Here is a 22518-nt window from a genome sequence, read left to right on the forward strand (position 1 = left end):
CCTCCATTTATGAACTAAGATTTTGTTTAATTTCTGCTAGTTTTTCCTTCACTTCATTTCTTGCTGCCAGTGCTTCATCAATATCAACCGAAACAAACCGGACCGTCTCATTCGTCTTCACTTGTCCAAGCATATTTAAATCAGCACTGATAATTGTAGCAATTGTTGCGTATCCTCCACCTGTTACGGCATCATTTAATAACGCAATTGGCTCTACACCGTCAGGAACTTGGATGGAACCAATTGGGTAACCTAAATCCACCACATTGGAAGGGTTGCTTCCAGCACCAAAAGGCTGATCCCGTTCTACAAAATTCAATCTTTCCCCTTTAAAGCGATAACCCACTCGATTGGCTTCTGGCGTAACTTTCCAATCAATGGAGAAAAATCTTTCCTTGCTCTCTTCGGTAAGACGGTAACTACAAAGCCCCAGTACAACACGAATTTCATGGTGCTTATCGAACGCAGGAATAAGGTGATCAGCTATACGTGTTCCAGGCTGAATGTCTCTTACTTTTTCATTACCAATTTGAAGCTTGTCATTTTCCTGAAGCTTACCTCCATTTAGGCCACCAATACCACATAAAGTATAAGTAGAGCGTGAATTCATAATTTCCGGTACATCAATACCACCAGCTACAGCTACATATACTCGAGCCCCTTGTTTAACAAAATCAAATGAAAGCTTATCCCCAGCTTTGATTTCTAAAGCTTCCCACATTGGCACAGACTTTCCATTTATTTTCGGCGGTATATCTCCACCTGTAACCGCAATAATCGTATCCTCCTGAAATTCGAGCACAGGTCCTAAATATGTAATTTCCAAAGATGCAGCGCTTTCATTATTTCCAACAAGTAAATTTCCTGCAGTATACGAGTATTTATCCATCGCACCAGATGGCGGCATGCCGACTTCATAGAAACCAATTCGCCCTGTATCCTGTACAGTTGTTTCTAACCCGGGACTTATTACATGAATCATGCGTACAACCTCCTTAACACTTCTTCCGAAAACCCTTTTGGATCATCGAGTACTTGTTTAGGTGTAAATGTAATATCCTTTGTCAAATAACGAAAAGTTCCATCTTCCACTGTTTTCCTTATTTCTTCATATTCCTTTTGATCAATACTGCGATATCTGAAAATATCTCCCTGTCTAGGGAATGTGATCGAATCCTTGAAATCATACGTCCGCTGATCTTTATCAAAAATAGGAGCTGCAGCTGTACCGAATAGCTGATACCCGCCAGCACCCTGAACCGGATAAATTACCGTAAATGCACCGCCTAAACCAAATGCCCGCTCAGGGGTAAATGTCCTTGGACGAACATACTTCGGTGCTTCAATCTGCTGCTCGCGAGGAACCATTTGATAACACCATGGAAGCCCCGGAACGAAGCCGATCATCGATACGAGATAAGGACTATCTGTGATAGCCTTTATTAATTCCTCTTTCGAATCAAAGCCATTAATTCGTGCTACATATTCTAGATCAGTAGAATCAGGGTCTTGATGTCGATCACGGAAACGCATCAACGCTTCATGTGTCCATGGATCATCAAAAAGCACAGGAACATCAACCATACGAGAAGATATTTCAAAATCATCAATGGAGACAGACTGTTCCAGCCCTTGCAATTTACTAATTAATTTATCAGGATGAATACGATCTGGGTCGAAACGAACCATATAAGATGCATTGGAAGGACAAATGTCCAAGATACCTGGTAAATTCTCTTCTTTTAATTGTCTTGTGATGGCCATAGCTTTAAAGTTTATGTTCAAATCCATCGCCTCAGATAATTCAACGAAAACAAACTCATCTCCACCATATTCATAACGCGCCACTGTCACATCACCTCTCCTTAATATCCATTTCATCTTTTTGGCGGAAGCACTTCCTTGTCCAAAACTTCAGAAAGTTATTAATTTTATTTTACTTTGATTTGTTAGAATTAGTAAAGCTATTTGGCAAGTAACTTCCATTTATAGATATAACTTTAATATATTTTAAAATTATAAATTTATAGATTAGTATGTCAATAATTCTAAATTTTTTAAAGTACCAGATTTATATATTCTTTGGTACCAGCCAGATGAATCTTTTCGTTAGGTGGTTGCTTGTTGGAGGTTCCTCTCTTTTCGGTCGAATCAAGGTTTAAGTACAAAAAAAGATGTTTCAAAGGCCAATCCCCTTTAAAACATCCTATACTCAAATTATTTTGCTATTCCAATTGTTATTATATCTATTTTCTCCTCCGCTTCATCCCAGAAATTCCCTCAAAATGACTAATCTGAGAAAATCTATGCAAAAGCAAACGAAGCTACCACGCAATAATTTTGTCTGGGTTCATATCGATAATTTGACTTTTTCCTTGGAATGCACATTTCAATAATCGATTGTAATTAAATACAAAGATTAGATTTCCCTTTATTTATAGGGCTTATAAATAAGGGAAATATTTAAAAACTGTTAGAAGCAAGGTGCCTTAAAATCCCCCCCTGTCCCTAAGTCAGTCTTATTTTATTTTCACTACTAACCATGGATTGCTAGATTAATAGTCTTACGCCAATTCTTATTTTTTCACAGGATGCTTATAAACATATTCAGGAAAGTCAGTAACTATACCGTCAACCCCAAGTTTGAATAAGTTATCTGCTTGTTCCTGCGCTCGTACAGTATAAGGGAAGATCTTCATCCCAGCAAAATGTACACGGTCAACAAGCTCATCTGTAACGATATTCATATTCGGATTGAAGTAATCAGCATAGGTTGCAAATTGCGCCAGCTGTTCATCTGTAATATCTGCCCAAGTTAACCCGGCGAGGACTCCGTGAGGGATATTCGGCAAAAGTTCCTTTGATCGTTGTACAGATTCATGATTGAACGACTGGAGAATAATTTTGCTGTTATTAGGTTTATGCATGTTACGCTTTATTAAGGCTTCAGCAACTTTTTCTTCAACACCGGGATATTGTTCAGGTGATTTTAATTCTATTAATATCCCTATCTTTCCACGATATCTATCGATTATTTCCTCAAAAGTAGGGATTCTTTCACCCGCAAATTCCTCTCCGAACCAGCTTCCAGCATCCAATTGCTGAATTTCGTTAAGTGTGTAATCCCCAACCGCTCCCGTTCCATTTGTCGTACGATCAACTGTTGTATCATGGATGACTACTAATTCCCCATCCTGTGTCATCTGTACATCAATCTCAATGTAATCAGCTTTCATTTCAAGCGCTTTATCAAAAGCAGACAGTGTGTTTTCTGGAGCATGACCTGAAGCACCCCGATGTGCAACATTAACTATTTGTTGCTGTTGTTGCATTGTCAACATTTCGCTACTGGTTGCGACTACAGGAACTGTAAACATAGACATGAAGAGAATTGCTGTTAATGAGAAGATAGTAAATTTTCGTTTCATAATCTTAATCTCTCCCTTTCAGTATTTGTCTTTAAGTATAAATGAACTCTATTAAATGACTGTAAAGGGAATATAAAGAAATGTAATGAAAAGCACGAGATTAGTAGTGATTCAAAAGACTCTGTTAGAAAACTAAGGTTTAGCCAGGCCTTTCGGTGACAGCATTAGGGGAAGTCCGGTTAAGAGCGCGACGTCCTGGGACTGCTGTTACTCCCCCATCGAAAACCTTTGGGACTGCGGTTACTCGCCCCATCGAAAACCTTTGTCGCAACACCGAACTGACCTACATCCTTTGCCCCAATTATGTAGTAAGAAAGTTTTTATACTTTCTTAACTACCAAAGGAAAAACTGATGGACAAATACTCTTACCGAGTACATTATCCATCAGCTTTTATTGATAATACGGACGCCCTATTTCCAGATCTATTGAATAATTACTTCTCCCACAGCTTCCACATTATTAGATATAACTTTTAGTGAAATTTCACCACTCGACATCGCTGTTAGTTCACTAGTAGCTGGGTTAAAAACTGCTGCATACTTGTCTGATTTTTTCGCACGTTCGAATGCAGCACCTGATCCGACATACACATTGTCACTACCTTCCCAGATGACGGATGCTGGATAGCGAAGTGGGAAGTTAAGATTTCCTGCTTGATGTCCCTCTGCAGAAATAGTAATTTTTTCACCAACTGTAATTGTTTCAGGGGCATCCATTGTAATCGATTCTAAGATTGGTCGAATCTCAGCTTGAACCCACTCTTTCCCTGCTGCATTACTCCCGGCTACTGCTTTTTCTGGACCAAATGCTTGGTCAGGTACAGGAGTTGGATCGATGCCAAACATCGTCCATGCATAAAATCCACCATTATCAGGTGAACCATATGGAGCCTTCCCTGCAGATCCAGTTACCATGTACGGTACACCTTCTACACGTTCAAGGTTAACTGTATGCGCATGTCCACTAATATACATAGCCCCTTTGCCTTTAGATGTTTCACGGAACTCTGTTAACCAATTCTCAATCAACTCCGCTTCTTTACGATCAGCTAACTGACTATTCTTCGTCGGCAGAGGATCTTGTGTCGGATGATGCCCTACCACAACTACATTGTTGATAGAAGTCTTTTTAGCTGCCTCAACAAGTGATTCTTTCAATTCTATTAACTGGTCAAAATCACTAGTACGGAAACTTCCAGTTGATGAATCTAACAAAATAAACCGTGTTCCTTTATGATCAAAGCTATAACGATTCTCTCCAAACACATTTGTAAAGTTTTCTAATGATCCGCTTCCTGCAATTTCATGATTTCCAGGAGTATAATAGATTGGAAAAGTGTCTCCGACTTCCTCCTCCAATAGTTGTTTTGCAAACGCAAAATCTTCTTCCCATGCTGTATCAACAAGGTCTCCATTAATCACGAGAAATTCAGGGTCCTCTGCAACAATTTGGCGTAGAGACTTACGAGCCATTTGTGCCTGCTGGCTGTTCGGTGAACTTGCCACAAATTGAGAGTCAGACAAAACAGCAAATTTCCAGCGTTCATCTCCGATTACCTCATTTTGAACAATGATTGGATCTTCTGTCTGCGCTTCTTCCTCAGAAGCTTCAATGGATGGAGGTACTTTTATGGTCAAATCATCAAAAATAAGTTGTCCAGAATATTGATCATTTCTATTCGTTTCTACTGGATAAATTCGCCATAAATTTACTGGGTATTGTATTCCTTCTGGTAATGTCGCTTCAACATATTTCCACCCTGTCCAATTTACTTGGCTTGATAAAGTTAACGTATAATTTGTTCCTGTTGCATCCTCGATAACAGTACGAAGCCATGCACCTTTTCCATCACCGTGCACCCATAATCCAATTTTTTGCACATCTCCTGGAAGTTCAATTCTTGGTGATGCTTGTAAATAGGCGGCACGTGTAGCTGTCGATGTTGAAAAATCATAGTTTACTTGTAACCCATTGCCAACTCTTCCTTCCACCATTTCCATCGAAGCATCAACAACTGCTGGAAATTTAGTAACCGACCACCCAGAAGCATCTTCAAATTCAGAAATATTAACCGTAGAAAGTCCAATCGTAACTGGAAGATTTGCCACCTTATCTTGAACAGTAACTTTAATCGTTGTTGAACCGCTGTCCTTTTCAGGTAAAACCATATAACTTCCATCTTGATTTTCTTCTACAGAAATAACCGCTTCATCATATTCTAATTCAATATCACGAATTTCAATTGGTGCGGTATAGCCATCTTTATCATAGCCATTCACTGAAAAACTTGCTGTACGTCCCATTTCAAGACCAATGTATGCTTGGGAAGTTTCAATTCGGTCCAATTCACCAAGCACAGTGATTTTCCTCGTTCCTTTAGCTGATTTGATTTGTGCCTCTGCTACTGATGCCCCAGATTTTTTTGCATAAAAAACACCATTTTCATCAAATGAACCAACATCTGCCGGCTTTGCCTGCCAGCTAATTCCTTCTACATCTACAGGAGTATAATTTTCGTCATGCCCAAGACCAATAAAACTTCTGCTTAAACCTGGGAAGATGCGCGCACTATTCTCATCTTCTATTACCGTGTCAACTGTAAAATTAGTTAACTTCCCGCTGCCTGCCTCCGCATATACTCCGATTCCATTCGGAACATATCTTTCGGTACCGTCAGATGGATTATTGACAACTTCTGCATCCGCCTCTCCAGGTTCACGTGCAACCATTGTAGTAGATCCGCCACCATCAATATTTAACGCCTGATAAGCATCATATTCCTGCATTAAATCGCCTAATTCTTTAAATGTCATCCCACGGCTGTCTGCTTGGCGACCATCTACCACTGCTAGAATCATCGTTTTTCCATCTTCCGAAAAACCGACTGCAGTCCTTGGAGCTGTTGTGCTGTCATCTAAATTCGCTGGAACTTGTCCATTTTCTACTAATTTAATGTTTCCACCAATGGCGAAATTCATTAAGGAATCTCCGTCAACCTTTGGTGCATACGTTATATTGACTTCATCACCAATAGAAAGTTCCTTTAACTGGCTTGCACCTGTCCCATTTCCGGCAAGGATCAATGTATTTTCTTCTATTGCTCCATTTCCAGCCTGATTAGAAACGGCTATCACTTTGCCCTCACGGACAGTTACTTCATAAACTGAGCTTCCACTATTTGCTCGTTGTGCTTGTCCCCAAACAGATGTATAAAGGCCAATACCATTAGTCGGAATACTTGACTGATTCAATGCGGCAAGCGGAAATTCTCCAGTTGGCAGTTGAATCTTACCTTCTAGGAAAATATTGGAAATCCTACCAATTCCTTGTCCATCTACACCTACTGTTAATGTATGCGATCCCTGTGGTCCTTTGAGCAATGTGCCACCTTGAATCATTGTACCCAATGGAGCTTTGGTATTATTGATATCAAAGAAATCCCCATTCACTCCACCAACCGCACCGGATTGTCTCGCCATTTCTGAAAGAGGCTTGGAGTTAGAAATTACCCCCGGAAAAAGCAAATCCGTGGAAACTGCATCATTAGACAGGTCAACCGTCATTACGTCTCCATTTAGCCATCCACGTGTATCAAATCTTTCAAATTGAGAAAGTTCAATTCCCGGTCCAATCTTTGTTGTTTCCTCATTCGCTAAGAGTGTCTTCCCAGCTTGACCTACTGTGACAATTGGCTCTGTTCGATTCGATGATGCAGAACGTACATCAGATACAGGATTTCCCTCAGCATGTGCTGCTGGAAGAATAGATGAAAAAGCAATCAGACCAACTAAGAAACTACTTACCCATTTCCGATTCAAGAAAATTCCCCCTATTATTTTATTTATTAGTCATTCCTATCTTTTATACTAGCAAAGGAATATTAAATATATATTAGAATTTTGTGAATATTTATAGGATAAAAGTAGGAGGAATCTTTATCTTTTTAATTTATTAGCCAGTTAGACCGTGAAGGGGTGCATCAAGTCAACATGAACAGCTTGTGCTGGTTATAGCTATTCGCTAGGAAATTATGACCGCTATCAGAGGAAAACAAATAATGGTAACTTAAAAGTGAGCCACCATAGCAATTGAATGAATCTTTTTGCGACAATACAATCGGTAAATTAACCAGCTTAAAAAGGGCTTCACGTCCTGCATGGGAAGCCCTTTTTACATTTAACTTAGTAATCCTGCTTGTCCCCTTCTTTCAATGAAGCTTCCGCAGCAAGATCGTCTTCTTCAACTTTTTTAAACCCCTTATCCAATTTCCCGGCGTTTTCAATGTCGCCGGAAGCCATATACCCTGCTATTTCTGCATTGGAAGTAGTACCGTATAGACCCATTCCACCAAGTTTTACATTTACATTTTCTTCTTTTTTACCATTTTTGTTACCCATTTTTTCACCTCCTAATGGTAATATATCCAAATTCAGTCACATCTATCGATTAGAAAAGATCAATTTTGGATAGATTAACAGATGAGGTGATAACATGGTTCTAAATAATAAAGATAAAAACAAATATACAGAGAAGGAAAGAGAAAATATTAGTGTCAAATCGGAAATAAACAGGAATTCCTTATTAGATATAGATCATAAGGCTTCCGGCGACTCCGTTAATGAACACCGTACATTAGAATCAGCAAATGCATCTATTGCGGAAGATATCATTAAGCAGACGTTTAATAATTCTTAGTTGATATCCTTTCAAATATTAAAGAAAGAGGCAGGTTCTGTGTCTGCAATTTCATAAAAACATTAGAAAACTTGGCATAACGCCAAGTTTTTATGGCGATATAACTTAGTTGCACTTATCTTATCTATGCAGTGGAAGGAAGGTTATACTTTCTTTCCTGCACAAATAAGGTTACTTCTCCTTCATATAGTAATTATAGAACTAAATTGGAGCGTTTTCGAATCTCCATTTTTTATTGACTTATTTCTTCTCTACATATCAGCTTTTTAGGTATTCACTTCCTTCATGTTTCAGCTTTTTGCAAAAAGGTTATATATATACTAAGAACAATTGATAAATAAAACCTGAAACAAATATAGGAGGAATTCACAAATGGAAAATGTATATGTAGTCGAAAATGGTGTACAAGCGAAAGAGAAAATTAATCAACTGGTAGCACTTGGATATACGAAAGAAGATTTATATGTCATTGCTCATGATAAGGATCGTACGGAAGACTTATCAGATGGATTAAATGTTAATGATGTCGGGCTTAAAGAAGAGGGAGTTTTTGATAAAGTTGCCAATGTCTTCCGAAAAAGAGGGGACGAACTCCGTTCACAATTTGAAAACCTTGGGCTGACACAAGCGGAAGCTGAGAAATATGAAGAAGAGCTCGATAAAGGCCGCGTTGTCGTTATTGGAAAAAAATAAGATTTTACCATGAAAATGCATCACCTCATAATGAGGTGATGCATTTTTTAGGTAACTTCTGCAGGATGCATGCTAAACGAATAATCGGGTTTTCTAATTTTCTAATTCGTAATATTAAATACAAAAATATAGCTAATAAATTTTATCCCTATTGTTAGGCGGACCAAAACTTAACCAAGAGGACACCTATCTTCCAATCACTTGTATTGTTATGTACTTATAATAATTGAAACACTGCGGGAAAGTTGAAACATCACCTGCTTCCCGGTATTAATGATATTCACTTGTTTGTTGTGCCGCTTGGAGATAAAGGATCAAGTTGAGATCAGCAGTCACTAGTGAAAAAGTAGATTCTACATTTCCTTTACAGGTACAAAATGATTTACTATCTTACACTGAAAATTAAATAGGAGGGAGAGTCTACTAGACTCCCCTATTACTTAATCGATAAAATTAATTGCTTCTGGATCTGCACTCTTTACATACTCGATATCTTGGATATTCTCAGCACCTCTAATTTCCGAAACCTTATTGCCCTCAATAATGACCTTGGACATTACCGTGCCTTTAAAGTCAATGATAGCTCCTGCTTTTTTCGGTTTAATGATTACAGCTGTATCTTCAAAGCCATCACCATGGAATTCCGCATATTCACCAGTGAATACTACTCCATTTTTAATATTTGACTCAGCATCTACTGTTATCGATACACTCTTGTCGTGCACCATTAATTTTCCTGTGTGATATCCCTTGTAATCATATGTTTTTACAGGAACGATAGTTTCTTCGCTCGCTTCTTTATTTACTGAAGCAATGAATTCCATATCCCAGTAGATATCAGAGCTAGTTGGACGGTCCTGATGTACTTCAGCAGTTAATACGTTTGTACCTTCAACTAAATGAGCTAAATCTGCTGCGTCTAATATAAATGTTTCATAGTTACTTTCATCAGCAACACTTGATCCCGTTAAATCTGATAGATATTTATCATAACCAATTTCGCCTTCTGGTAGATTATGTCTGCCAATTTCTTGTCCATTTAGGTAAAGGATAACACTATCATCAATACCGAAGTTGATGTGTCCAACGTCACCAATCTTACTCAAATCCTCTACTTCAAATGTAGTTCTAAAATAGTATGTTGGAATTTTTTTACTAGAATCTGGACCGTAGCTAATGACTGTTGCAATATCACCAAACATTGGACGATCTTCACTAACTGGATATCCAAGTGGTGCTGCACCGCTTGCCCAATTTCTATCATCAAAGGCAGGCTCTCTCCAAACTGTACCTTGATCCGTACCATTATCTAAATATTTCCAAATACTGCCTTTTTCAAGCAGAGTTTGTTCTGCATGCTCTACGATTTGGATTGTTACTTTTTCTGTTTCAATTGTTTTTCCTTCATTTGTTACTTCTGCCCAAACTTGGATATTACCAGGATTCGCACCTTCTTCAACCGTTATCTTTCCATCTTGAGAAATAGAAAGCTGACCTTCTGGGCTTGTTTTGTACGTAATGTCTTCGTAAGCAATATCGTACACGCCACCATTAACATTTTTACCAGTTACGTTAAGTGAGACTTCTGGGTAGAATGTTGTCGGTTCTGTTGGCACTACATTACTTGATGCTTCAATTGAAATGGACTCAAGAGCTGGAAGTACTACTTCAATACTTGGATCCTTAACAATCTTGTACGTGTCCGTTACTTCCATTGTATCTGCACGATGTGTCGTAAATTCTAAGCTTGTTGGTGTCACTGCAACATTTGTAAACGTTGGAGTTCTCAATTGTGATCTATTTGCTGAATAAAATTCAGGATCTTTTAAATTATAATATTTACTGCCACTTGAAGAGTTTGCAGTTAGGTATAATGTACCGTCAGGGTTAATAACACTGTCATCTTCGTCAATCATTTGATTTTTAAGTGGTTGAAGATTTTTCATTTGGTATGTTCTTACATAGGAATGATCATGTCCCATTAATACGGCATCAACATCTAATTTATCAATTGTTGGTACAAGTTCTTCCCTCAATTTAATTATTCCTGCTTCCAGAGAGTGACTTGCAGCACTATAGATCGAATGATGGAATACAACAAACTTCCATTTAGCATTTGGATTTGCTGCAACTGTTTCTTCCATAAATTGATTATGTTCTTGTGCATTCTTATTATTTGAATTCAAGTTCATCACAAGTGTATCACCATAAGTGAAATAGTAATCTCCGCCAGCGTTATTTGAATTTCCTAGTGCTGGATTTTGATTTGGCGTATTAAAATGATATTCATAGTACTGGGAATTATCATGGTTACCAATTGTTGTTGCAGTCGGATAGTTTTTCAATAATTCAGGTGCAAACCAGCCTGCATACTCTTCTTCTGATTTCGAATCATTTACTTGATCCCCTGCTGATTGAATGAAGCTTGTATTCGGGTACAATTCAATTGCTTTATTTACTGTGTTGATCCATCCTGTTGTATCTTTTGCAATGTTACCAGATGAACCAATTTGTGGATCCCCCATAAATAGGAAATTATAAGAATCTGTTGCTTGTGTTTTGAAGCTATATATTTCTGACCACTTTCCATTTCCATCGCCTAAACGATAGACATATTCTGATGAACCTTCGATACCTGTAATTGTAGCTTCATTTGCTTGGTATCCTGATGACGCTTCTGCTAGTTTTGCAGTAACAGATTGTACATTTTCAGTTGGAAACTCCGAATTGTTTCCATCAGTTACCTTCGCATATTCAATAACACCTGGTACATCCGTTTTTGGAGAATACCATGAGAAATTGTACTTTGTTTCATCTGCTCCTGGAGCAAAAGATATATCAGACGCTTGATAGATAGATGGATCTACATAAATGGATTGTAACTCCATGTCGAAAAATACATCTGAACTAGATGGTCTGTCTTGATGCACTTCGACTGCTAAAACATTAGTGCCTTCAACAATATAACCCATTTGTTCTTCCGTTAGCTGAAATGTTTTATTACTGCTTTCACTTGCATCATTAAGCCCGTAATCCTCAACATAGGCATCAAATGGAATCTCTTGATCTGCCGGCAGGTTAAATCTAGCAATTTCCTGACCGTTCAAATATAAAATTGCACTGTCATCAATACCTGCATTAATAACTCCTGTACTATTAATTTTAGATAAGTCCTCTACTTCAAATGTTGTTCTGAAGTAAGCTGTTGCATGTTTATTTTGAGAATCACTGCCATATTCTATGGTTGTAGCAATGTCACCAAAATCTCCATGTTCTTCGCCTTCAGGATATCCTAATGGAGCAGCCCCAGATTTCCAGTTGCTATCATCAAAATTCGCCTCTTTCCAAGCTGTCCCTTGATTTGAACCATTATCTAAATACTTCCATGTACTACCTCTATCCAGTAATACTTTTTCTGTTGTTCCATTTGTCGGTTCTTCTTCTGCTGCTGCTGTTTTTACCAATGTACTAAAACTAGAAAAAACCATTAGAAGAACAAGAATAACTGCGAATAAACGATACAATGATTTGTTTTCCTTTGAAATCGAGAACACTTTACCAACGCTCCTATCATTTTTCACTCTAATACTATAAAAATAATTACAGTGTTATCTTAGATTACTTGAGAAGCATTAATAGACTGTTAATTATGTGATAATATTCGGTGAATTTTTTAAGGTCTTTGTTCCTAGGGCTTAGGGAGGGTTCTAAAGTTATCTAAAAGTGATTAATAACAAGTCGGAGGGAGAATCAACTATGAACAAAAGAGAAACCGGTTAGGGGTATGGTGAATACGAAGGAAAAATGTTTTATATATCCCTGATATTGTGTCAAATTTTTTTGGATGAATAGGAAAAACGTTGTCCCCTACTACAGGGTTGATTAAATGTTTCTTGTTTAATGCTATATCTCAAATAACAAAAGCATAGGAACCGTGAAATAACCATATATTTTACTTCACAATAAAGTAGTTGTCAATAGTAAATTTGTGGTTTTTCGAAAAATATGTTACAATATTACTACATTTGTTTTTTACAATCGTATTTCAAATTCTGATGGTATCTTTCTGCTGATCGAATATAGGTACGATTTTTTTATATCCTTTCCTCAAATCGAAGGAACTGAAGAAAAAGGAGAGTTAATGGAACGAGTAGTTCAAATATTGAAAGTCACCTGTAAAGGGCATCAACTAGATAGGAGAAAAGGTACTGCAAAAACTTCGGCTTCAAAACAACTTAGAGAGCTTAAATGCAAGTTAGTTGAACGGTAATAACAGACTCTAATAGGACCATGTTTTAGTATACAGGGAGGACAGAAATAATGAATCTAATCGATAAAAAAGTAACACACAAGCTTTTTGGCAAGGGAAGTGTAGTTAAACATAATGATTCTTTCATAGAGATACATTTCGCAACGGAAAATAAAAAGTTTGTTTTTCCCGATGCATTTGGAAAACACCTGAAGCTGCATGATACAAGTGCTGCAAATTCACTTGAAAAAGTTATACAAGAACAGGAAATAGAACGGAAGAAGGAAGAACAGGAAAAGGAAGAAGAAAAAAACCTGCAGCGTAAAGAACAGCAACGTCGCTTGGAACATGAAAAACTAATGAAAAATCATAAACTTCATCCTGAATCACAAACAGTAGTTTGGTGTGACGAAGAAGAACAGAGTAGTTTTATGACAGAGTGGAAGGTCTATACAGGTGTAATAAAAAGCGGGAATAATAAAGGTGAGCCAAAAATACCTACCCGCGTGCACCAAAATAGTGCTTGCCTTTTAACCGCAAGAGATTCCAGCATGCCTGAAGAAGACAGACGGATCTTAGGTGTTTATATGGTGAATGAAGATTTTATTGGTAAATTTTGTGAAGATGGATTTATTCCTGCCCATTCAGAATACAGACTCCAACTTACAGAACAGGAATCTGATAGGATGCCATTTTGGAAATACTATGTAAATGAAAAATCCCCCGAAAAAATGACTTGGAATACAGGTAAATTCCGTTATTTTGATAATGTATGGATGGCTCAAATTTTACTTGATATTGTTTCATTAAAAACTGACACACAGGAACGGGAACTGGCAAAGGAATTTTTTGAACATTACTGTAAAATGAATCAAATCAGAGAAGAAGAGTTACCAAAGCCTAATGGCGCATTAATGCGTATGTAGTCCTTAGTTGATAATAAATGTTTATCGAACACGGTGTGTGCATACAGGATCTGCTATGGGGGCAGCGTAGCCAATTCGTAATTTTGCCGGCATTAGAATAGAGCTCAACCTTAGAGGTGAGCTCTATCTTTTTCTAAATCTTCACTGGCTGCTGCTTTTTTACCCTATGATAGATCTATTCCCAAATGGACTGAATTAAAAGAAGTCATGGAATTTTATTGGAAGTATTACTGTCCCTTCATACTTCCTATTCTCCCCCTGTAACAGTAATCCTCTGCTCAATCACTTTGGTTTCACCTTCAACATTAGCGAACTCACCTGCTAGATTTTGACCATTCTCTCCATATGCCTCAGTGACATGTGGACCATTGTTATTATCAGATGGATCCATTGTAATAACAATTTCGTAGTCAGTCAGGTTTTTAATTCGACTGTCCTTTGGATCATCTACGTATATGATGGTTGAACCATCTGGATTTGTATAACTGGATCCTTGAAACCCTGATGTAATATAATTTGGAATATCAGCCCTTGCTCGAATAAATGTATCTTCCACAATGTTACTATTTATTTTTACTACAACATAATCTCCTTGCTTCTCTAACTTTGTCTCTATCCATACAATTGGTTCTCCATAATCGGCTGGTGTCTTCCAGTTTGGTTCAGTAATTACAAACGTCTGTTGCCCATCATCTATTGTGACTGAGTGTTGAAAAGATGCTTTTTGATATGTTTCATCTGATTCCGTATAGTTTCGTACAAAACTTCCACTCAGTTTTTCTAAATAATGATTTTTTATTTCTTCATTTTGATTTGTTGGCTCAAACTTTAATTCCAAATGTACTAATCCTTCTAAATCATCTGGAAGACTTGACTCTAATTCAAATTCTCCATTTGCATTAACTTTCGCTCGCTCCGTTCCTCCAATTAGCACCCCATCCTCTGTATTAATAGAAAGGATAAGCTCAGATTCCGATAAAAGATTTGTCGTTCCTTTGACCGAAACCACCTTATTTACAATCTCAAATTCCCCTTCGAGTCTTACTTCCAAATCTCCCTGATCTTCTGGCGCATTATTCACTTCAAAGGAAATTTCCTCATTACTGTCTGATGTCTCCGCTACATCATTAGTTTCATCAGCCTTGTTATCCTCTACATTTTCTTCTGCCTGTACATTTCCGTTGTTTTGTTCTTCCGTTTTCCCTTGTTTATCGTTATCACTGTCCGTAACTTTTTCATTATTACTGCATGCAGCTATAAATAAAATCATTAAAAGTGCTATAAATAAGATCATTAAATTTTTGCATCTAACCACGAAGTTAATCCTCCTAATATAGTAAATTATCATCATTAATGATATACTCTGCGTTTTTAGATGACAACAGGACTATATACTTAATCGGACGCGAGGGGACATACCTGCCCCTATCACAATCTTTACCTGTCAACTGTTATTTTTAACTTAGATTGAAACTTCAATTAGTCTTCCACCCCTTTATTACGCGCGAAAAAAAAATAGCTGTTAGAATAAAGACTTCTATGTGAAGTACATTATTCTAACAGCCTCAAATATACTGGTAGTTCCATTCGACAAATTTCAACAAATATCAGGGAGTGACAGGCACAAGTCAACTGTCTACCAAGAAGCTATAACAGATCCTTGGAATTCTTCCTCGACAAATGCTTTTACTTCGTCAGATTGGTATAAATCGATGAATTGTTGAACGACCTCTTCATCCTTTGATTCATTTCTAACTGCAATAAGATTGGCGTAAGGAGAATCCTGTCCCTCGATAAAAATAGAATCTTCATTAGGTACAAATCCATGCTCCATTGCGAAGTTAGTATTAATCGCTGCAGCATCAAGTTCACCTAGTTGTCTGGCAATTTGTGCAGAGTCGAGTTCGATAAATTCGTAGTTATTATTGTTCTCTTCAATATCCTTAATTGTTGCATCAGTGCCAGCATCTTCCTTCATTTTAATTAACCCCGCTTTTTCAAATAGAGCGAGTGCTCGTCCACTGTTCGTTGGATCACTTGGCAAACCAATTTTTGCCCCATCCGAAAGATCCTTGATATCATCAATCTTTTCCGAGTAAATCCCCATTGGGAAAGTAACGGTGTCAGCGACTTTGATAAGATCCAAGCCACGTTCTTCATTCATCTGATCAAAAAACGGCTCCGTTTGGAAGCTGTTTATATCGATTTCCCCTTCCGATAAAGCAACATTTGGCATTACATAGTCATTGAAAACCTTCAACTCAATATCTAATCCTTCCTCTTCTCCAAGCTCTTTTACCTTTTCGAGGATTTGCTCATGTGGACCAGCAGTAACTCCGACTACCAGCTTTCCATCACTTAGCAAACCATCTGTTTCACCAGAACTTGATTTGTCACCACCGCAAGCTGTAAGGATTGCAGAAATAATAATAAATAAGCTTATAATTAACGTTTTCTTCATATTTTCTCCCTCTTTCATTTAGGTTTTATCTATAAGTTTTCCGGATGGCATTCGCATTGATTTCTTGAATGGATTTAATACCAGACAGACTCATCGTTGTTTTTAAGTCATGTAATACATTTTGTATCACTTGTTCGACACCAGATTGGCCAGCGATTGTCAATCCGTAAAGAAATGGTCTGCCCAGCAGAACTGCATCTGCACCAAGTGCTAGAGCTTTAAAAATATCTGGACCGCTCCTCACTCCGCTGTCCAAAAGAATTGGTAGTTTGTCCTTTACTCTTTCTTTAATAAGCGGTAAGGCATCCAGTGTGGCAATACAACCATCCAATTGTCTGCCACCGTGATTCGATACAACAATGCCATCGATACCATGCTTCACCGCTTCTTCAGCGTCATCAGGGTGTAAGATGCCTTTTAAATAGATTGGCAGATCTACTGCATCCCGAATAGGCTTCATATCTTCCCAGTTCAAACCTGGACGGTAAAAGGTTTGCAGCATCTCGTCTAAAACAGCTGCTCCAGGCTTAGCAGCAAGATACTCTTGAAACACTGGATCAGCCGCATAATTCGCTTTACCAGCTCCTAGTAAAAACGGAGAATACTGATTAGAACGGTCACGCTCTCGGTTACCGATTAATGGCATATCCACGGTGATTACTATTGCCTCGTAGCCTGCTATCTCTGCTCGTTTAACAAAGCTTTTGGCAATTTCTACATTGTTTGGATAATAAAGCTGGAACCAGCGTTTCCCGTTTCCGTTTGCTTCGGCAATCTCCTCCAGCGTATAGGAAGACACCGTACTTGCTATAAACGGAACCTCGTACTTAGCGCTCGCAGCAGCACTGGCGAGCTCCCCGTCCGGATGAGAAATGCCCTGCATACCAACAGGTGCAAGCAGAATTGGTGCTGGAATCGATTGTCCGTTAATCGTTGTATGTAAAGATACAGTTGATACATCCCTCATAACTCTCGGAACGATTTTCCAATTGCTAAATGCTTCCCTGTTTGAGCGAAGTGTTTCTTCTATACCGGCACCACTTTGTTCATAGTCGAATACATTTTTATCCAAATGCTTTTGGGCCTCGTTTTCCAAATCCTCAAAACGAAGCGGTACATCCTTTCTCTCTACATTTACTAGCACATCACTCATGATATATGCATCCCCTTCATTCTATCTCTACAAAAGTTAGCTCCTAAAGCTGAATTGATCCTTAATCTTTCTTTAATCTTGCTGATAGGCGATTACCAAGGGTCTGAATCCCTTGAACAAGAATGATTAAAATAAATACTGTTACATACATAACATCTACCTCATAGCGTAAATGCCCATATCGGTAAGCCAAATCACCAAGCCCTCCAGCACCTACTAATCCAGCCATTGCTGTTGCCCCAATCAGACCAATGGTTGAGATTGTCAGACCAAGAACAATAGATGATCGGGATTCACGGATTAATACATGCCAAATAATATGCCTCGTTTTAATTCCCATTGCTTCATAAGCCTCAATCACTCCACGGTCGACTTCCAGAAGGCTTGATTCCATTAATCTGGCTATATATGGAGCAGTGTAAACGACAAGGGGAACAATAGCACCCCCAACACCAATCGTTGTACCAGCAATCATTTTCGTAAACGGCAATATAAAGAATAGCAAAATGATAAACGGAATCGAGCGAATCACGTTAATGATCAAGTTGAGTCCATGATTTAAAACCTTATTTTCCAGTGCTTTACCTGGCCCACTTAATGTTAATAAAACCCCAAGTGGCAGCCCGATAAGAATGGAAATCGAAAGTGCAATTCCAACCATCTGGAATGTCTGGATGACCGCCTCCCATATTTCCACACCCCAATTGTCAAAAAAAGCTGTAATACTAGCCAACATGAGAATCACCCCCATCCTTATATCTTTCTACGATAACACCCAATGCTGTTAAATCCTCCACTGCCTTTTCGACTTCAGACGAGCTGCCCTCCAGATGTACGACTAAACGGCCATATGGTTCATCCTTTAATTGGGTGATATTCCCGCTAAGAATGGAAGGATAGACATCAAATTTCTTAGTAACCATTGCAAGTGCTGGCTTTCCTGATGCATTCCCGATGAACGATAAGGTAACAATTTGACCAGATTTTTTTAGGATCTTTTCCAATTCTTCAGGGATTGTGTCATTGAAGAGTGATTGTACAAATCGCTTCGCTGTCCCTGTCTTCGGTTGAGAAAATAGATCTATCACTCTTCCCTGCTCAATAATCCGACCGTTCTCCATTACTGCTACTTCATCACAAATGCTTTGCACTACATTCATCTCATGTGTGATGAGTAAGATCGTAATGCCAAGTTCACGATTAATCTTGCTTAGTAAAGCGAGGATTGCTTCTGTTGTATCCGGGTCAAGCGCGCTGGTTGCTTCATCACACAGCAGTACTTCTGGTTCATGTGCAAGTGCACGAGCAATTGCGACACGCTGCTTCTGACCGCCAGAAAGCTGGGCAGGGTACGCATTTGCCTTATCCAGTAATCCAACAATCTCCAAATACTTATTTACCCGCTCTTTAATCTCTTTCTTAGGTACACCTGTTAATTTAAGCGGAATAGCAATATTTTCATATACCGTTCCAGTTTTTAATAGATTAAAAGATTGAAAAATCATGCCCATTTTTTGTCTGGCAATATTCAGATTGCCCCGTGACATCTTGGTCAGTTCATTACCATTAAAAAGAACTTGACCTTTTGTCGGTTTCTCCAAAAGATTTGCCATCCGGATTAAGGTACTCTTACCGGCACCACTATAGCCTATAACACCAAAGATAGTCCCTTTTTTCACATGAAGCGAGACATCATCAAGTGCCTTCGTATCTTTTGATTTTGTATGAAATACTTTCGTGATATTTTTAAATTCAATCATACTATGTATACTCCCTTATTACTGGATATTCTCAATTTACACAGAATAAACAGATAATTAAAATTAAATACGATATTAAAGAACTAACTTTCATTTAGTAAGAAAGTTTTTATACTTTCTTAACTACAAAAAAACTCTCTCTACCAATGGAGTCAGAGAAAGTTAATATAAATAGCCGTTCCTATTTTAATTTCTCTTATCTTTCAAACAATTGTTTGTAGGATTTAGCACCTTTCTAGAAAGATGGTTGCCGGGCATCACAGGGCCAGTCCCTCCGCCACTCTTAATAAGATTAATATTATTTTATTTTTTTAGTATAGTACAACAACTAAAATAAGTCAATCAGAATCGATAATATTCACGTTTCAAAACGGGTTATCAATTTTGGTGGAGAGCCTACTCGGGAGCTTACCCATCTCGCCCAACAAATTGACAAAATCTTACATCATCCATATAATGAACCTTAATTTATATACGAAAAAGCACGTCTACCTTGTATATGCAGCATTTTCCGTTCATTATTTTAGTCGGCATTAATTGTTTAATTGATATAGATAATATAGGAGAAAAGGGGAATACATTGGATGAAAACAATTTCTGTGCATGGCGCACCAAGTGAATACATATTGCAAGAAGGCATTTTGAACGAATTGGAGTCCAAGCTTTTAGTTCGCGGTTTCAAAAAAACATTGATTGTTCATGGAGAAAAATCATGGCAGGCAGCGAAGCCGTTTTGGCCAGTGTTCACTGAAATAGAGTTTATAGACTATACCTATCATGGTGAATGTTCCTTAACTGAAATTGATGCTGTTGCAAAGCTAATTACGGAACATGGTGTTGACAGTGTGATTGGAGTAGGCGGTGGGAAAGTGCTCGATCTTGTTAAGTCTGCTTGTCACGTCACTCACATACCCTACGTTCTGATCCCAACACTTGCATCCAACTGCGCACCTTGGACACCAATCAGCGTTATTTATGATGATACAGGTACATTTACTCGTTTCGATCTATATCCAGAAAATGCGAGCCTCGTGTTGATCGAACCACAATTGTTATTGCAGGCACCAATTGATATGACAATTGCTGGAATTGCAGATACACTCGCAAAATGGTATGAAGCAGATGTACAAATGGCGAATATTAAGGATAAACCTGCAGCACTTGAACTTTCACATTATACTGCAAAGTTATGTAAAGACGTTCTTCTTCAGCATGCCGAGGGTGCGATAAACGCAGCAAAAAGTGGTAATCTAAATTATGAATTTATTAAAGTAGCTGAAACAATCATTATGTTCGGTGGCATTGTCGGTGGATTTGGTGACCATTACGGTAGAGTTGCAGGAGCCCATTCCATCCATAATGGATTAACTGCACTAGAAGAAACACATCAAGCCTTACACGGAGAAAAAGTAGCATACGGAATTCTTGTACAATTGGTACTGGAAAATAAACGGCAAGAAATCGAGCAAATATTGCCCTTCTACCAGAAACTTGGTTTTCCAACCACACTAAAAGATCTTGGTGTCACAAACGTCACGGAAGAATCCATTTCACTTGTTGCAAAAAAAGCAGTAATCCCCGGTGAATCTATCCATGTCTTACCCGGTGAGATGACCTCAGAAATTGTTACTCAGGCAATGCTAGAATTGGAGAATCAAGTTTTTGTAAAATAATTATCAGAAGAGGATCAAACCCTGTGGATTCCCCTCAGGATCTGACCCTCTTTTTTTGCTTGCTTAACAGATAATAAGCTTAACCTAGATTACGAATCACTAAAATTTTCACTTCACAAGGTTTCTAGATTTGGCAGTTACTCGTGACGATTGCACTGTCCCTCTCTCCCAAAAATATTTAATTTCTCGATTCGGTTGATTGCCTCTTTCAATCGTTCCCCATCTACTAATAACCCAATCCTTACATATCCTTCCCCATACTCACCAAAGCCATTTCCTGCTGCAACAGCAACATCTGCTTTTTCTAGCAGCAGGTCAGCAAAGGCTTCACTAGTATATCCTTTAGGAACAGGAAGCCAAGCAAAGAAGGAACCTTTTGGAGCATCTATCTCCCAGCCAATCCGTCTGCATTCTGTTAATAGTGTGTTCCTGCGTCCCTCATAGAGTTTCACAAGCTCCGTGACACATTCCTGGCTTTCGCTTAAAGCCATAACAGCAGCTTCTTGGACCGCAGGAAATAGACTAACAAATAAATGATCTTGGATGAGATTAATTGCTTCAATCATTTTCGCATTACCTACAGCAAATCCAACGCGCCATCCAGCCATGTTATAGGTTTTTGATAATGTATAAAGCTCTATCCCAACATCTTTTGCACCAGCAGCTTGAAGGAAACTAACCGGCTTTTCATTCTCAAAACCAATTGCACCATATGCAAAATCATGAACAATTCCAATATCTGCTTCCTTCGCCAATTTTACAGTTTCCTCAAAAAACGAAATCGAAGCTGTTGCTCCTGTAGGGTTATTCGGATAATTGATATAAAGTAATTTTGCCTGCTGTCGTTGTGTTTCTGTTAGCGCATCGTAGTCGGGCAAGTAATTATTTTCATAAAGTAATGGTATTGTTTCATACTTCACGTTTGCAAGAGCGACACCAGATAAATAGTCAGGATATCCAGGGTCAGGGAGCAACATTAAATCCCCTTCATTCATTAAGGCGAGTGGAAGCTCGACCAGCCCTATCTTTGTGCCGCCTAAAATAGCAACTTCGGTGTTAGGATCCAAGTCCACATTGTATGTACGCTTGTAAAAGTCTGCAGCAGCTTGCTTCAATTGTACAGTACCTCTAAAAGGAGAGTATTTATGCGTAGCTGGTGTTTCAACCGCTTGCTGCAAGGCTTTCACAATATGGGCTGGAGTTGGCTGATCGGGATTTCCCTGTCCTAAATTAATAACATCCCGTCCATCAGCAACGGCTACAGATACTTTTTCAACAAGTGAGGCAAAAAATTGTGTTGGCAAATTATTTAATCTTTTCGAAAATTCCATTGTAATAACCTCTTTTTCTAAATTATGTTTCGATAATAGATAGATTTTATAATCTTTTTCTCTAACAGTCTACTAAATATTAGAAAACTTGGTATTTTCCAAGCCTTGAGACGAATTATCTCCACACGATAAAAATCCCTATTAAAC

At 38.3% G+C, this 22518-nt stretch carries 16 protein-coding genes and 1 riboswitch; of the genes, 4 read left to right on the plus strand and 12 right to left on the minus strand.

The genetic code is table 11. The features are described from left to right. Nucleotides 1–7: 7 nt before the first annotated feature. From CUC15_RS16030 to CUC15_RS16050, 5 genes are all read right to left on the minus strand, one after another. Nucleotides 8–982 (minus strand): 5-oxoprolinase subunit C family protein, encoded by a 975-nt coding sequence (locus CUC15_RS16030; protein ID WP_114917629.1) that lies wholly within the window; start codon nucleotides 980–982, stop codon nucleotides 8–10. Then, nucleotides 979–1854, minus strand: coding sequence for a 5-oxoprolinase subunit B family protein (locus tag CUC15_RS16035; RefSeq protein WP_341457164.1), 876 nt, complete (start codon nucleotides 1852–1854; stop codon nucleotides 979–981). The genes CUC15_RS16030 and CUC15_RS16035 overlap by 4 nt, the downstream gene beginning before the upstream one ends. Nucleotides 1855–2576: 722 nt before the next feature. Then, on the minus strand, nucleotides 2577–3428 hold the full coding sequence (locus CUC15_RS16040; RefSeq protein ID WP_114917631.1) for a glycerophosphodiester phosphodiesterase: 852 nt from the start codon (nucleotides 3426–3428) through the stop codon (nucleotides 2577–2579). Nucleotides 3429–3852: 424 nt separating this feature from the next. Then, nucleotides 3853–7248: a phosphodiester glycosidase family protein gene (locus tag CUC15_RS16045; protein ID WP_114917632.1), complete on the minus strand. Its 3396-nt coding sequence runs from the start codon at nucleotides 7246–7248 to the stop codon at nucleotides 3853–3855. A gap of 363 nt (nucleotides 7249–7611) precedes the next feature. Further along, complete coding sequence (locus CUC15_RS16050) at nucleotides 7612–7827, minus strand: hypothetical protein (protein ID WP_114917633.1); 216 nt, start codon at nucleotides 7825–7827, stop codon at nucleotides 7612–7614. 94 nt (nucleotides 7828–7921) lie between these two features. Here CUC15_RS16050 and CUC15_RS16055 point away from each other — a divergent pair, with 94 nt between their 5' ends. Continuing rightward, nucleotides 7922–8125 (plus strand): hypothetical protein, encoded by a 204-nt coding sequence (locus CUC15_RS16055; RefSeq protein ID WP_114917634.1) that lies wholly within the window; start codon nucleotides 7922–7924, stop codon nucleotides 8123–8125. Between the two features lie 372 nt (nucleotides 8126–8497). Next, the gene (locus tag CUC15_RS16060) at nucleotides 8498–8818 is read left to right on the plus strand and encodes a YflT domain-containing protein (protein ID WP_114917635.1); all 321 of its coding nucleotides are present in this window, start codon (nucleotides 8498–8500) and stop codon (nucleotides 8816–8818) included. A 440-nt stretch (nucleotides 8819–9258) separates the two neighbouring features. Here CUC15_RS16060 and CUC15_RS16065 read toward each other — a convergent pair whose 3' ends face one another. Next, nucleotides 9259–12372 carry a purple acid phosphatase family protein gene (locus CUC15_RS16065; RefSeq protein WP_114917636.1) on the minus strand — a complete coding sequence of 1038 codons (3114 nt, stop codon included), beginning with the start codon at nucleotides 12370–12372 and terminating at the stop codon, nucleotides 9259–9261. A 766-nt stretch (nucleotides 12373–13138) separates the two neighbouring features. Between CUC15_RS16065 and CUC15_RS16070 the strand changes: the two genes are divergently transcribed. Then, nucleotides 13139–13993 (plus strand): malate synthase, encoded by an 855-nt coding sequence (locus tag CUC15_RS16070; RefSeq protein ID WP_114917637.1) that lies wholly within the window; start codon nucleotides 13139–13141, stop codon nucleotides 13991–13993. Between the two features lie 247 nt (nucleotides 13994–14240). Here the strand turns inward: CUC15_RS16070 and CUC15_RS16075 are convergent, their stop codons facing one another. The 5 genes from CUC15_RS16075 to CUC15_RS16095 all read right to left on the minus strand — a co-directional run bounded on the left by CUC15_RS16075 (nucleotide 14241) and on the right by CUC15_RS16095 (nucleotide 19367). Next, complete coding sequence (locus CUC15_RS16075) at nucleotides 14241–15308, minus strand: hypothetical protein (RefSeq protein ID WP_114917638.1); 1068 nt, start codon at nucleotides 15306–15308, stop codon at nucleotides 14241–14243. Between the two features lie 321 nt (nucleotides 15309–15629). Next, complete coding sequence (locus CUC15_RS16080) at nucleotides 15630–16454, minus strand: MetQ/NlpA family ABC transporter substrate-binding protein (protein WP_114917639.1); 825 nt, start codon at nucleotides 16452–16454, stop codon at nucleotides 15630–15632. A 25-nt stretch (nucleotides 16455–16479) separates the two neighbouring features. After that, the gene (locus tag CUC15_RS16085) at nucleotides 16480–17607 is read right to left on the minus strand and encodes an alpha-hydroxy-acid oxidizing protein (protein WP_114917640.1); all 1128 of its coding nucleotides are present in this window, start codon (nucleotides 17605–17607) and stop codon (nucleotides 16480–16482) included. A gap of 61 nt (nucleotides 17608–17668) precedes the next feature. Continuing rightward, nucleotides 17669–18343 (minus strand): methionine ABC transporter permease, encoded by a 675-nt coding sequence (locus tag CUC15_RS16090; RefSeq protein ID WP_114917641.1) that lies wholly within the window; start codon nucleotides 18341–18343, stop codon nucleotides 17669–17671. Then, nucleotides 18333–19367 carry a methionine ABC transporter ATP-binding protein gene (locus CUC15_RS16095; RefSeq protein WP_114917642.1) on the minus strand — a complete coding sequence of 345 codons (1035 nt, stop codon included), beginning with the start codon at nucleotides 19365–19367 and terminating at the stop codon, nucleotides 18333–18335. The genes CUC15_RS16090 and CUC15_RS16095 overlap by 11 nt, the downstream gene beginning before the upstream one ends. A 193-nt stretch (nucleotides 19368–19560) precedes the next feature. Beyond that, nucleotides 19561–19660, minus strand: a riboswitch (SAM riboswitch). Nucleotides 19661–19951: 291 nt separating this feature from the next. Between CUC15_RS16095 and CUC15_RS16100 the strand changes: the two genes are divergently transcribed. Continuing rightward, nucleotides 19952–21040 carry an iron-containing alcohol dehydrogenase family protein gene (locus CUC15_RS16100; RefSeq protein WP_114917643.1) on the plus strand — a complete coding sequence of 363 codons (1089 nt, stop codon included), beginning with the start codon at nucleotides 19952–19954 and terminating at the stop codon, nucleotides 21038–21040. Nucleotides 21041–21177: 137 nt separating this feature from the next. Here CUC15_RS16100 and CUC15_RS16105 read toward each other — a convergent pair whose 3' ends face one another. Then, on the minus strand, nucleotides 21178–22371 hold the full coding sequence (locus CUC15_RS16105; protein ID WP_114917644.1) for a pyridoxal phosphate-dependent aminotransferase: 1194 nt from the start codon (nucleotides 22369–22371) through the stop codon (nucleotides 21178–21180). Nucleotides 22372–22518 lie beyond the last annotated feature (147 nt).

This window comes from Oceanobacillus zhaokaii (genome assembly GCF_003352005.1).
Taxonomy (GTDB): Bacteria; Bacillota; Bacilli; order Bacillales; family Amphibacillaceae; genus Oceanobacillus; species Oceanobacillus zhaokaii.

Coding starts and splice junctions, on each gene's coding strand:
- CUC15_RS16030 (WP_114917629.1), bottom strand. CDS start 982: ATGATTCATGTAATAAGTCCCGGGTTAGAAACAACTGTACAGGATACA.
- CUC15_RS16040 (WP_114917631.1), bottom strand. CDS start 3,428: ATGAAACGAAAATTTACTATCTTCTCATTAACAGCAATTCTCTTCATG.
- CUC15_RS16050 (WP_114917633.1), bottom strand. CDS start 7,827: ATGGGTAACAAAAATGGTAAAAAAGAAGAAAATGTAAATGTAAAACTT.
- CUC15_RS16055 (WP_114917634.1), top strand. CDS start 7,922: ATGGTTCTAAATAATAAAGATAAAAACAAATATACAGAGAAGGAAAGA.
- CUC15_RS16060 (WP_114917635.1), top strand. CDS start 8,498: ATGGAAAATGTATATGTAGTCGAAAATGGTGTACAAGCGAAAGAGAAA.
- CUC15_RS16070 (WP_114917637.1), top strand. CDS start 13,139: ATGAATCTAATCGATAAAAAAGTAACACACAAGCTTTTTGGCAAGGGA.
- CUC15_RS16080 (WP_114917639.1), bottom strand. CDS start 16,454: ATGAAGAAAACGTTAATTATAAGCTTATTTATTATTATTTCTGCAATC.
- CUC15_RS16085 (WP_114917640.1), bottom strand. CDS start 17,607: ATGAGTGATGTGCTAGTAAATGTAGAGAGAAAGGATGTACCGCTTCGT.
- CUC15_RS16090 (WP_114917641.1), bottom strand. CDS start 18,343: ATGTTGGCTAGTATTACAGCTTTTTTTGACAATTGGGGTGTGGAAATA.
- CUC15_RS16095 (WP_114917642.1), bottom strand. CDS start 19,367: ATGATTGAATTTAAAAATATCACGAAAGTATTTCATACAAAATCAAAA.
- CUC15_RS16100 (WP_114917643.1), top strand. CDS start 19,952: ATGAAAACAATTTCTGTGCATGGCGCACCAAGTGAATACATATTGCAA.
- CUC15_RS16105 (WP_114917644.1), bottom strand. CDS start 22,371: ATGGAATTTTCGAAAAGATTAAATAATTTGCCAACACAATTTTTTGCC.